Source organism: Psychrobacter piechaudii (assembly GCF_900162825.1).
Lineage (GTDB): Bacteria > Pseudomonadota > Gammaproteobacteria > Pseudomonadales > Moraxellaceae > Psychrobacter > Psychrobacter piechaudii.
This window is the reverse complement of the sequence record NZ_FUGE01000137.1, coordinates 1-12,887: the sequence shown is the minus strand read 5'-3', so window position 1 is coordinate 12,887 and position 12,887 is coordinate 1. Positions and strand designations below refer to the sequence as shown.

The 12,887-nt window shown below is 42.3% G+C and carries 11 protein-coding genes and 1 pseudogene; 7 read left to right on the top strand and 5 right to left on the bottom strand.

The genetic code is table 11. The features are described 5' to 3' along the window. A partial coding sequence (locus A1019T_RS07600; protein WP_143514050.1) for a helix-turn-helix domain-containing protein occupies positions 1–264 on the bottom strand: 264 nt, incomplete at its 3' end. 45 nt (positions 265–309) lie between these two features. Between A1019T_RS07600 and A1019T_RS07595 the strand changes: the two genes are divergently transcribed. The 4 genes from A1019T_RS07595 to A1019T_RS07580 all read left to right on the top strand — a co-directional run bounded on the left by A1019T_RS07595 (position 310) and on the right by A1019T_RS07580 (position 4,946). After that, entirely contained in the window at positions 310–1,824 is a 1,515-nt protein-coding gene (locus A1019T_RS07595) for a ComEC/Rec2 family competence protein (protein WP_077451115.1), read from the top strand. A gap of 307 nt (positions 1,825–2,131) precedes the next feature. Beyond that, a complete protein-coding gene (sppA, locus tag A1019T_RS07590) occupies positions 2,132–3,205 on the top strand; it encodes a signal peptide peptidase SppA (RefSeq protein WP_077451114.1) in 1,074 nt (357 codons plus the stop codon). A gap of 30 nt (positions 3,206–3,235) precedes the next feature. Beyond that, positions 3,236–4,090, top strand: coding sequence for an alpha/beta fold hydrolase (locus A1019T_RS07585; protein ID WP_167366851.1), 855 nt, complete (start codon positions 3,236–3,238; stop codon positions 4,088–4,090). Positions 4,091–4,115: 25 nt separating this feature from the next. Next, positions 4,116–4,946 (top strand): CPBP family intramembrane glutamic endopeptidase, encoded by an 831-nt coding sequence (locus tag A1019T_RS07580; protein ID WP_077451112.1) that lies wholly within the window; start codon positions 4,116–4,118, stop codon positions 4,944–4,946. Positions 4,947–5,052: 106 nt separating this feature from the next. Here A1019T_RS07580 and dusA read toward each other — a convergent pair whose 3' ends face one another. The 4 genes from dusA to A1019T_RS07560 form a co-directional block, all read right to left on the bottom strand. Then, positions 5,053–6,054, bottom strand: coding sequence for a tRNA dihydrouridine(20/20a) synthase DusA (dusA, locus tag A1019T_RS07575; protein ID WP_077451111.1), 1,002 nt, complete (start codon positions 6,052–6,054; stop codon positions 5,053–5,055). 42 nt (positions 6,055–6,096) lie between these two features. Further along, the gene (locus A1019T_RS07570; RefSeq protein WP_244156574.1) at positions 6,097–7,293 is read right to left on the bottom strand and encodes an MFS transporter; all 1,197 of its coding nucleotides are present in this window, start codon (positions 7,291–7,293) and stop codon (positions 6,097–6,099) included. A 199-nt stretch (positions 7,294–7,492) separates the two neighbouring features. Continuing rightward, complete coding sequence (locus A1019T_RS07565; protein ID WP_077451117.1) at positions 7,493–9,160, bottom strand: phospholipase D family protein; 1,668 nt, start codon at positions 9,158–9,160, stop codon at positions 7,493–7,495. A gap of 482 nt (positions 9,161–9,642) precedes the next feature. Beyond that, positions 9,643–10,590 (bottom strand): NAD(P)-dependent oxidoreductase, encoded by a 948-nt coding sequence (locus A1019T_RS07560; protein WP_077451109.1) that lies wholly within the window; start codon positions 10,588–10,590, stop codon positions 9,643–9,645. 188 nt (positions 10,591–10,778) lie between these two features. Here A1019T_RS07560 and A1019T_RS07555 point away from each other — a divergent pair, with 188 nt between their 5' ends. From A1019T_RS07555 to A1019T_RS13665, 3 genes and pseudogenes are all read left to right on the top strand, one after another. Then, on the top strand, positions 10,779–12,086 hold the full coding sequence (locus A1019T_RS07555; RefSeq protein WP_279626177.1) for an O-succinylhomoserine sulfhydrylase: 1,308 nt from the start codon (positions 10,779–10,781) through the stop codon (positions 12,084–12,086). A 107-nt stretch (positions 12,087–12,193) separates the two neighbouring features. After that, a complete protein-coding gene (locus A1019T_RS07550; RefSeq protein ID WP_077451108.1) occupies positions 12,194–12,526 on the top strand; it encodes a YbaB/EbfC family nucleoid-associated protein in 333 nt (110 codons plus the stop codon). A 193-nt stretch (positions 12,527–12,719) separates the two neighbouring features. Continuing rightward, positions 12,720–12,887, top strand: a pseudogene (locus A1019T_RS13665) (RNA-guided endonuclease InsQ/TnpB family protein); the annotation flags it as partial.

The following is a 12,887-nucleotide window of genomic DNA, read 5'->3' as shown; positions in this document are numbered from 1 at the left end:
TTTTTCTGCTAAAAGACTCTTTCTGCCTCTGCCAGCTGCGTCATAGACACTAGTGATACCATGCAACCAGTATTTCCTTCTTATGGTATAGACGCTTCTAGGGTTATAGCCAAAGTTCTCTGCTACGGTCGCTATAGGATGACCTTGACTCAGTTGATGCAGCATGAGTAGTCTTATTCGCGCTCTGGCACTGCCTTCTGTTTTAGATAATTGCAGAAAATCGTGGTCTGTGAGTTTATGGTTTCTAGGGGTTTTTTTCGGCATATGATTCTATTATGTTGTTGAGTTGGTTATATTGTATATTATTTTGTGGAATTGGTATTACTGGTATTGGCAGTGGCCATGGCGTGGGCCGATGTGTTTGTACTATGGCAAGCGGGATTTTGGTTGTCTTTTGTGGCGGTAGCAGTGTTGGTCGCTTATAGTCAGCGCTGGCAACGAGTAGATATGCAGCCAGCAGGTTTAGCAGATAAGGCTAAGCAGCAATTGATAGCTTTATTTAAAATTCAGCTTTGGATGTCGGTCGCCTTGTTGCCTATTAGCTTATGGCTGTTCGGTAAAGTATCGCTTTGGGGATTTGTGATTAATTTATTTGCCATAGGCTTGTTTGACTCAATCATTGTGCCTATTAACCTTTTGGCCAGTGTACTGTTTGTCATGAACCCAACCAATGCTTTGTCTGCTGCTCTGTGGTCCCTGCTGTTTTGGATACTAGATCAACTGCATACACTGCTGCAGCTGTTACAGCAGACCTTTCAACAAAGTGGCTGGCTGTATAGCGAGATGAGTTTGCCAGTAATGGGGCTTTTATTGCTCATGGCATTGCCTTGGATGTTACCTAAGTCTATGTTGAGTCGGGCGCTTTCCGCTGTGCCACTGCTGGCCATTACTACAATGGTGTATGCCAGCGAGGATTTAACCAAAGACTCAGTGCATATCACAGTGTTAAATCCAAAAAACTTTAATTATGCTGCCAATTTAATACAACATAAACAGCAGGCTTGGCTGCTACTTTCAAGCTATGAAAAGCAGTATAAAACAGTAAACGAAGATTTGGCTCTGAGACAGCAGACACAACTTTCTCAAGACTTATATGATAAGTTAAAACAGCAAAATGTTGACCAATTAACGGGAGTCATTGTTCAAACGGTAACGACTAGCTTGGAACCTGTAGTAGCGAGCCTTAATCAGTCTTTGCCTATCTCCTACTATTGGCAGGCAGGGCTGTCAGCTCATAAGCTAAGTATTAAAAAGGCTTTAGCTGGCTCCTCGCTACAAGCTCAAAGCTGTCAGGCGACTAAGTATTGGCCTGAATATTCAGAAGCTAGACCGCTGAGCGCAGAGGCAGAGCTTGACCAGCTATCACTAAGGGTGCTTACAGGTTGGGAGCAAGTGAAAGACAGCAGAGTTTGGGACTGCGCGATACAGATAGCTAGCAGTCAAGCTATCTATCTTAGTGAGCAAGGTGAAACTGAAAAGCTATTTGACGCTAGCGAGAGGAGGGGTAAAGCTCGGATAGAGGGTATAGACCGTGATGTTCAAGTGCTTAATCCACAGAATAAAGCTGTAATTTATAGTAGTACCAAGCCACAACTGGCTCAGCTTTGGCAATTAATGTGTGACTCTCAACAATTATTGAAGAGCAACAATTTTCAGTCACCAAATACAGATAAGTGGGGTTACTGGCTAACCCCCTCGCAGTCTGTGGTACAAAAATCAATGGTAGATAACTTTTCACCGAAGCAATGGAGAATTATAGGGGAAAGTCAGGCCTCAGCCACCTTGCCTTTAAAAGAAAGTTATTTGTATTGGCAGCAGCCTTAGGGTGGCTTAAACAGATTTATGGGGTTTTTCGCTCATACCCTAAACTCTTGACTAAATAAAATTAAGATATGAATTAATATTTTACAGAATTACCGGTGACAAACTATGACCAGGTCAGGTATGGTATTAAGCTTATAATTGACTGAGGTTTTAAGGCTCAAAATCAGGTCGAAAACTAATTTAATTTTCGAATTGGTATTTACCTAAAAGGCTTAAAAAGCTTTAACTTAAAAAAAGCTTTAACTTAAAAAAAGTAAGTCAATTAGTCAATAAACACATCAATCGATAAGTAGGATTCACATTTTATATGTCAAACTGGCCACCAGATCCCAATAAAGCTCCTGAAAACAATCCGGCTCCAAATAATTCCAATAATAAATCACCACAGGCTTCACGACCATTAACTGTAAGTTCTGGCGGCCGTGAGTGGCATTTATTAGAAAAAACGCTAATGGCCAGCATTGAAGAGCAGCGTCGTGCTCGTCGATGGCGTGTGATTTCTAAGGTGCTTAGTTTAGTTACTTTACTACTGCTGTTTTTTATGCTCAGTCGTGGCTGTTCCCCCACTGAAAGCATTAGTAGTGTAGATGTGACTAAGCCGCACCTTGCAGTGGTAGATATTAAAGGAGTTATCGGGCCTGACGATGTTGCTAATTCATACGATATTAGTGCCGCTTTAACAGAAGCCTTTAAGTCTAAGGGCTCAAAAGCCGTGGTTTTAAATATCAACTCTCCGGGTGGATCGCCTGTTCAGTCCGATGAGATATGGCAAACTATGATGGAGCTGCGTAAAGAGTATCCCAAGAAAAAGCTATATGCGGTCATCGGTGATATGGGAGCTTCTGGCGCTTATTATATCGCTTCTGCTGCCGATGAAATCTATGTTAACCCCTCAAGCTTAGTGGGCTCCATTGGGGTTATCATGCCAGGTTATAATGTCGAAGGTCTTATGGACAAGTTAGGTGTTAAAGACACCACTTTGACAGCGGGCGAATATAAAGATATTTTAAGTGTAAGCCGTGAGTTAAGCGACTACGAACAACAACACGTCGAGGGTGTTTTAAATAATACTCATAAGCACTTCATTAATGCCGTTAAGCAAGGTCGTGGCGATAAGCTAAAAGACCCAGAGCAAAACAAACTTTTCACCGGCCTATTTTGGACGGGTGAGCAAGCCATTGACTTAGGCTTAGCTGATAAAAAGGGGAGTTTAATGACGCTAGAGAAAGAGCTTAAATTAGATAATGTTGTTGATTACACCCCTGTAGATCCGATGAGAATGTTCTTAAATAACTTCGCGCTGCAATTAGGGTCTGGTATTGGCTCATCAGTGGAGTTGAAGCTATTACCAGAAGAACAAACTTCAGCTGAGATGAGATAAATGTCAACAACTTCAAATGTGTCATTAAATATGGACTTTTCAAGGCTACCCGTTTCAAAAGTGACGGGTAAGCCGGTGATTCATTTTGCCCATGCCAACGGTATGCCAAGCCGAGTTTATCAGCCTATATTTGAAGTGCTACAACAGCACTTCACGGTTGAGTATATTCCAGTTTTAGGTTTTGATGAGCAAGGACAGCCTACGCACGCTATTGATAATCACTGGAAGAGCTTGACCAATCAAGTGATTGATAGTGTGCAGCAGTTGGTTAAAAAGCATAAGGTACCTGTGATAGGTTTAGGCCACTCTTTAGGGGCCTTATGTACCTTACAGGCCATTTATCGTAAGCCCAAACTGTTTGTTCAGGCGGTATTGATGGATCCACCGCTTATTTACGGTAAAGATAATTTCTTGTGGCACGCTGCTAAATCACTTTCACAAAAAACAGCCGATAAAATGTCTCCTGCTGGTATTTCCAAAAACCGCCGAGATGTTTGGGACAGTCGTGAGCAGGCTCATGAGTTGTTACGTCCAAAGAGTTTTTTCAAAAACTTTGATGATCGCACCTTTGAAGGCTATTTACAGCATGGGCTACGAGATCAACAAGATGGCACAGTGACTTTAACCATTCCTAAAGAAGCTGAAGTGGCCGTATTTCGTACCAATCCCTCCCTGTATTGGCTCAAACCTAATAAGCCGCCTAAGAAACCAGTGACTTTGTTAATAGGCGATGGCAGTCGATTTTATGAAATGGGCTTTCCGCATAAAGTCAGACGTCGCCTATCTATTCCTTTTAAGTTACATGCAGGCGGGCACATGTTCCCTCTAGAGTATCCTGACTCGGTGGCTCAGTTAATCTTAGCTACCATTGCTGAGCAGGCTTAACTGTTGAATAAAAGCAGTTCCTACTATGTCCAATAAACCTGTTACCCAGCCAATCCCAGAAACCGTTGAAGTGGCACAACCTTTCAAGCTCTTCACTAAGCCTGGGGTTGTGCTCCTTTTCATTGGCATAATCGGGCTGTTTTTAGCTTTGCAGCTTCTAGGTATCTATCTGTTTGCCCCCGTGGTTTTTAATGATTTTCCATTAACCACTGCTCAGCGATTTGGTATGGGTAGCTTTGATGGGACGGTAACCAGCTATGCCATGATGTTTACCCTAGCGGCATTGTTGGCAATTATCTATGCGATAGTGAGGTGGCGTATTCATAGCGTCTCATCTGCATCGGTAATGCCAGCCGATTTCAAAAACGCTAGTATCAATTATAGGGTTGTTAACTATTTAGGGTTTAAGCCTTTTGCAGTGAACGTCGCGATTGGCTTTATTGGGTTATGGCTGCTGTTTGTGGTTTGCACAGAAACCTTAACCTATATTTTGGAGAAAAACCCTACTGCCTTTGTTGATGATTTATATGACAGTGCCAATCCTAAGTGGTTGCTAATTGTGACTATGGTTATTATTGCCCCGATATATGAAGAAGTGATGTTTCGCGGTATCTTATGGAGTGCGGTACGCGAGCAATTTGCGGGGAGTAAAGGTGCGTGGGTAGCCACTATTACTACCAGTATCTTATTTTCGATTATTCATTTGCAGTACGAATTTTATGAAATGAGCGTCATCTTTATACTGGCTATGTTATTAGGTTATGCTAGGTCTCGGTCAGGCTCCTTATACGTCCCTATTTTACTGCATGTCATTAATAATGGATTGGCTATGTGGATGTATCTTATAGTCAGTTAACACTTTGTTTAATGAGCGCTTTATTTGATTTGTTTTGATTCTACCGCGTCCTATAAAAAAGGCCCCACACTATCTTCAGTGTGGGGCCTTTTTTTTGCTTAGAGAATTAATCTTGTTGTTTTGAGCTTTCTATCAGCTTTAAGGTGGCATCACCGGCAGCTTTAATCTCAGCAACGGTTAGTTGCTGCTTGCCGCTTAAGGCCTGTCGCCATTTACGCGCTCCTGGCAGGCCTTGGAATAAGCCTAATAAGTGGCGCGCAATAGAGGTTAGAGGCTCTCCATTGGTCACTTGCTGTTCTAAGTAAGGATAAAGCTGCTCTAAAATCTGCTCTCTACTTGGGGGGTGCTCTCCCCATAACTGCATAGCCTCAGCCAACAGATAAGGATTATGGTATGCCGCTCGGCCAATCATTACGCCATCTACCTGCTGCAAATGGGTTTTGATTTGCTCAACGCTGTCGATTCCACCATTAATCTCAATTTGAAGCTCTGGCATTTCTTGTTTTAAGCGATAGACATCTTCATATCTTAGCGGCGGAATCTCACGGTTTTCTTTCGGACTCAAGCCTTTTAGCCAAGCAATTCGTGCATGCACAATAAAACGCTGACAGCCGGCTTCGGCACTGGCCTCTACGAAGTCTTTCATAAACTGATAGCTATCGTATTCGTCAATACCAATACGATGTTTTACCGTGACAGGAATGTCTATTTCAGCTTGCATATGGCGTACTAAGCTTGCGACGGTATCAGGCTCCGCCATAAGACAGGCCCCAATTTTATTGTGCTGTACTCTATCAGAAGGACAGCCGACATTGATATTCACCTCGTCAAACCCGCGTTTTTGAGCCTCAATTGCACATTGGGTCATCTCAGAGATATCTGCTCCGCCCAATTGGAGTACCAAAGGATGTTCACTGCTATCAAAACGCAGCAAACGATCGGTATTGCCATGCAAGATAGCCCCGGTTGAGATCATCTCGGTATAGAGATAGGTATGGGGGTTAAACAGACGGGCAAAAAAACGATAATCTGTGGTGGTCCAATCAATCATCGGAGCAATTGAAAGGCGTTTGTGAGTCATGATGTTTTGCAAAGCAGGTTGGCTCATATGAAAGATTAAGTCCTAAGTATACGAGTTAATAATAACTGACTACAGTTTGATCGATTCATCTAAATCTTTAAATTTTGGTAAGCGATAAATATAAAGCCCGATTATAAAAGTTACCAGACTGACGAAGATGATATACAGCGCAGGTGAAAAGCTGACCAAATTGGTGGCATATCCCAAACCAAAAGGTAAGGTTAGACCGACTAGAGCGTACATCAAGTTGTAGGTCAAAGACAGAGCCGTTACTCTAACTTCGGTAGGGAATAGCTGCACTAAAATTACTAACCCTAAGCTGATAATACCGGCACAAAATCCCAAAATAGCGTACATAAACAGGATGTAACTGCCGCCGCCATACTCTAGATGATAAAAGAAAGCTAAGGCCTGTAGCATCAAGGCGGCTGAACCTATCATCATCGCTTTACCAGTACCACTTCTATCCGCAATTAACCCATAAAACACACAGCCAATCATCATGAATAATAAGCTTAAGTTATTTGAGAGTCTTAACATAGAGTCATCAATACTAAATCTCATAGAGACAAGATCAGGTAATAGCAGAGCGATGACCATGGTTAAACTGGCAATAATAAAAGTTATGATCAATGCCAAAAATATGGCATTAAAGCGCTTAAAGTAGGGCCCTAGTTCAGATAATTTAGGCACGAACGTTTGTTTGTTTTGTTGCCGAGTGAAAATTGGGGTTTCATTAATGGTTTGTAAAAGTAGTAGCACCACAAAGCTAAATAGGGCGGCCCAGACAAAGGGAATACGCCAGCCACTTTCAATCAACTGATCTCGGGTGTGAGTCGAGGTAATAATCTCAAACAGTAGGATGGATCCCAGCTCGCCTAGCATAAAGCTGGCGGTGACAAAGCTCAAAAAAGTGGCTAAGTTTCGTTTATTAACGTACTCTGCAATATAAACCCAACCGAGAGGGGTATGAGCCCCAAAGGCCATCCCTTGAAACAATCGTGCGATGAAAAAGAGAATAGGGGACAATATGCCAACTTGCGCATAGGTGGGCAGGCAAGTCGTAATCAAAGCGGTTAGGGCGATACAGGACATACTGATCAATAAAGCCGGGCGTCGACCTTTTACATCTGCATAACGACCAAGGAGAATAGCTCCGATAGGGCGGGTAAGATAGCCTGCAATGAATAAGCTTAATACCTGCATGTTAGCTAAGATCGGATCATCATTGGCTGGAAAAAAAGTGCTACTGATAATGTCCGCCATAAACAGATAGATCAAAAAATCAAAGTAAGTGACGGCGTTACTGGCACATATGATCATTAGCTTTTTTAGTGAAACTGAGCTGGATGAGTCGGATAAGGCAACAAAAGGCATAATAGTTGTATCACGTAATAAATATTAATTGGGCGTATTATTTTGCAGTCAAAATACACAATAGTTTATGAATTTATGGCTAACTCTACTACAACAGCCAATCAATCGGCAGCGAGGACATAATATTTATCCATAGCGAATCTACCAGATCAATATGAGGCTCTTTGTTGTGATAAATCATTTGGCTGTTCTCCAAAGTCTGCCACTGTAGACGACCTTGGTCGGTTAAAACCACTTTATAGGCTTGATTTAATAAGTCATCGCTAATGGCTTTATGCAGTTTCAGGGCCAACTCATCATCCTCAATCACCACGCCCATCTCGGTATTAATATTGGCTGACCTAGGATCTACATTGTATGAGCCAATAAACACGCTGTGATCATCTACCGCGAAAGCTTTGGCATGCAGACTGGTTGAGGACTGTGAGCGGGCACGCCATAGCTTGTTTTCTCTATCTTCTTTAGAGGCTATAGCTTTCAGCTCATATATCTCTATACCGGCTTGCAATAGAGGAATACGCCACTGAGCATACCCCGCATGAACCGCAGAGACATCGGTGGCATTGAATGAGTTGGTCAGTATTCTAACCTTTACCCCTTGTTGTGCAAGTTTGATTAAGGTATTGACCCCATCTTTTGTAGGCACAAAATAAGAAGAGACAATAGAGAGGTTCTGTGTCGGTGTCCCTAATAAGTCTCTTAATTGAGCCACCAGATGTACTTCAGGGTGCGTATTTTTTAACAGCTTCTCAACATCATCACTTAAAAAAGTCATCTTTGCCCAGCGAAAAGGCACTTGTTGATTGATTAAATCAGAGTCTATAGTTGATCTTTCTACAGCGCGATTATACACACTTAACCCGTCAGAGTTAGCCATTGATTTTTCAGGATAAATTTTATTTAGGCTGGCAATGAAGTTTTTAGTATTGGTCTCAGGGTCGTTTGAGGCATTGACTGGCAGCTTGTGCCTTTTTTTCTTGACCAAGGTTTCTATATCGTAGGAGATGGGCGAGCGCCAATATTGCTCAAAACTTTCATTGATATCTTGTACCACATCGCCTATCAGTAGCACATCTAAGTCGGCAAACTGACTGTTTGTATTATTGCTAAGATACTCGTCTCCCACATTTCGCCCCCCTATAATGCTTAGGTGACGGTCGAAGGTCATGCTTTTATTGTGCATGCGATGATTGATGCGCCTTAAGTGTGTAAAGTAGTTTAATGTTTGAAATTTTCTAAAAGCCATAGGGTTAATTAGACGCACTGCAATATTAGGGTGACTGGCAAAGCGTATGAGATGCTTATCTAGAGCAGCATTATTATTAAAATCATCCAATAAAAAACGAACCACCACTCCGCGGTCAGCGGCTTGCCATAACTGCTTTAATAACAGTTGACCTGCTTGGTCGTTATGCCAAATATAATATTGTACATCGATGCTTTCAGTGGCCAGATCAGTAAGTTCACTACGGGCAGCAAAAGCATCGGCTCCGGTAACAATAGGGTGGTAGCCTGAGAGGTTTGGGTGGGAGCGTTTTTGTTGTGTAATAGACTCTACTAATTGGGCTTGTATAGGGTATAAAGAGGGTCGGTTCGATTTATTATCATAGTGAGTATTAATAGATTTAGTCAGCTCAATACTTTTGGCAATATGAGGGGTCTTAGGTAGAGTACTACAAGCACTAAGAGCTACAATAAAAAGACCTGACAAAATTAGCCTAAGCAGTGATATTTTTTTATCAGTTATGCGCTGCATATGACAAAAAGTAGCCCACATACCTTGTTGAATCTTAGCCAACGTGAAATGGCTCATAAAAGATGGGCTGGCTGAAGTAGGGGTGTCAGGACTGTTAATAAAAAAAGGGCTCAAAGTCTTGTACCTTTATAAAAGCTCACTGTACTAGAAAGACACTGTCACTTATTTCTTCTAAGGCTAAATTTTCTAAAAGCTAGGTTTTATATAAATAAATCGAAGTTTAAAAGTATTAAGTTTATGAAAAGCTAGATTTAGAGCACTAAGGGTCTATGATAATTTTTGCTACAAAAAATCAATAAAAAAGACAGTAAATATAACGGTATAAAATAAAAGTATTTTACCGCAGTCTAAAGCGTAATAAAGTTGCTAAAATGTTTAATCAATAATAAAGGGGAGTCTCTTTTTGTAAGCCTCCCCCTAATGGTGCTGTGATGGATATGGTATTTACGATTTGATAGGGCTATAAATAGCTTAAACTAAGCCTATTTGTCATCTTTAATATCGATGCCACTCATCATCTCATAAAATTTAGCAAACTCTGAGAAATCCGCCGCACCAGGCTCATGCTGGTTGCTGGCGGCTCGAACTAAGCTGGCCACTTGTGCCATCACTGGTGTTGGAACTTTCTTCTGCGTTTGTAAGTCAATAGCAATGCCACAGTCTTTGGCCATTAAGTCTATGGTAAAGGTTTTAGGAAAAGCGCGGTTTACGATTCGATCTGGGAAGGTGGCTAAGGTAGCAAAGCTTTGGCCACTGGCCTTATTGATGCAGGCCAAGGCATCTGAAGGGTTGACGCCATGTGCTTTTAAAACAGACAACCCTTCAGCAGCAGCCCAGGCATTAATGGCAAATAAGGTGTTGTTAACCGCTTTGACCGCAAAGCCCGCTCCAGAGTCGCCGACATGGACAATTAGGCCTGCAAAACATTCAATGGCCGGTTTGGCATAAGCCAGAGCTTCAGCAGAACCGCCGACCATCACCGTTAATGTGCCGCTATCAGCTCCCGAAGTTTGACCAGAAACCGGGGCGTCCAAAAATTCACAGCCAATTGCTTTTAGTTTCTCTTGACTGGCTTTTGCCTGATCAGGAACTCCGCTGGTACAGTCTACCCAGACGCTATTGGCGGATAAATAAGGTAGGGCTTGCTCAATAACTTCATCTACCACATTGCTGGTAGGCAGGCATGAAAAGATGACATCTGCGGTCACTGCTTGCTGTAAGGTAACGGCTAGAGTGCCAAACTCTTTGGCATGAGCCTCTGCTTTGTCAGAAGTTCGGTTCCAGACCATAACAGTATCAAACTTGCCCACCAAATGTTTGGCCATATGATGCCCCATGGCACCAAGGCCCAAAAAGCTGACCGACTTCGGTTGACTCGAATTAGTGGTTGACTCTAAACCTGAGTGGGTAGATGAGTTGTTTGTGCTCATAGCAGTACTCCCTAGCATGAATTGAATTTTTTATTAATTTAAAAATAGAATAGCGTTAGCTTACAATAGAAATCCGAAAACGATAAAAAAACAGTGATATATTGCTAAAATACTTTTATTTTCATAAAGCTTTTAAAAGTTAAGCCAATTTTTTTTACCAATCCTTAATAACCATAATAGATAATACTATGACCCATGACAATCAAAACACCGCTCAAGCCTCTGCCACCCCTCAACCTGCTACCCCTCAAAGCAATCAACTGGATGATAACTGGACCAATGATGCTTTAGATTTAAGTCAAGACTATGCTATGCAGACCATTGCTGTCCGTGCAGGGCAACATCGCAGCGATGAGGGCGAGCATAATGATCCTATTTATACCACCAGCTCTTATGTGTATCAGTCGGCTGCTGATGCCGCTGCTCACTTTAATGGGTCGAAGACTGGCAACGTCTACTCCCGCCACACCAACCCAACCGTGCGCACTTTTGAGCGTCGACTGGCTGCCTTAGAAGGTGGAGAGCGTGCTGTAGCAACAGCCTCGGGTATGGGGGCTATTCTGACCATGTGTTTGGCTTATCTGAAACAAGGCGATCATATCGTCGCTGCCAAACAGCTATTTGGCTCATCGGTTGGTCTGTTTAATAACTTTATGGGTAAGTTTGGCGTCAGTGTCACCTATGTGGATTGCTTTGATAATAAAGCTTGGGAACAAGCGATTGAGCCCAATACCCGTTTATTATTTTGTGAGACACCCAGTAACCCATTAGGCCAGATTGCGGATATGAAAGCAATCAGCGCTATTGCCCATGCTCACGGTGCGTTATTTGTGGTAGATAACTGCTTTGCTACCCCCGCCATTCAGCGTCCTTTAGAATTTGGGGCAGATGTGGTGATTCATTCGGCGACCAAGTACATTGATGGTCAAGGCAGAGTCCTGGGCGGTGCCTTGGTCGGTAGTGAAGAGCTGATGCAGCAAGCTTTCGTTGTGGTTCGTTCTGGCGGCATTAGCATGAGTCCCTTTAATGCTTGGGTATTTATCAAAGGTCTAGAGACTTTAAATTTACGCATGCAAGCTCATTGTGATAATGCCAACAAAATTGCTGAGTTTTTGGTCAATCACCCCAATGTTGAAAAGGTACATTTCTCGGGCCTACCAAGCCACCCGATGCATGAGCTTGCTAAGCAACAGCACCATCGTAAAAACTGCTATGGAGCAATCATGGGCTTCGAGGTGAAAGCTGTGGGCAATCATACGCCACAGTCGGCTGCTTGGCACGTTATTGATAGCACTAAAATGGTATCTATTACCAATAACTTAGGCGATGCTAAAACCACAGTGACTCACCCTGCAACCACCACTCATTTTAGAGTTTCGGAACAAGCTCGCGCTGAAGCCGGAGTGACTGAGGCCCTTATTCGACTTTCTGTCGGTTTAGAAGAGGTGGACGATATTATTAAAGATTTAGCGAGAGGGTTAGATAGCTTAAGCTAAGTCACAAGCTTAAAACATAACTTTTTAGACAGCCCCTTAAGTTATCAGTATAATGAGGCTTATAAAGAGATTAATTCGAAATGTTTTAAAAATCTGATGAGGTAATCATGAATATTCAAGCCCTTATGCAGCAAGCTCAGGCAATGCAAAAGCAAGTGGAAGCCAATGTTGAAAAAGCAAAAAAAGAATTGGCTGATAAAGAAGTTCAAGCAGAAGCCGGTAACGGTCTAGTTAAAGTCACCATGACCGGTCGTCATGTCATTAAGCGTATATCCATTGACCCAAGCTTATTGGAAGATGAGCCAGACTTAATCGAAGATTTAATTGCTGCCGCCATTAACGCTGCAGTTACCAAAGCTGATGAGCTGTCAGAGACTACTTTGGCCAATGCAACTAGTGGCATGGGTTTACCACCAGGTATGCAAGGTCTATTTGGCTAGTCTAGTCTGAACTAAAAATTTATTATAAAATAGTTTTATGAGATGGGGTGGTAATGAATAAATTACCCCCCATTTTTTATCACCTATCGCCGTAAAACCACCCACTTCAGGGGGTGGATATAAGGCGACATATACTGTCGTGAGTAGTACTTAAAGGGTTGTAAGTTGAAATTAACCTCGGCATACTAAGTATATGAAAACCCTCAAGCTACGCATTAAAGACAAACACATAAAAGAGCTGAATCGTCTAAGCGGTTCAGTAAACTTCGTGTGGAACTATGTCAATGCGTTAAGTTTTGAGCATCTAAAACGTACTGGTAAGTTTTTTAGTGCTTATGATTTAAGCCAATACACCAAAGGT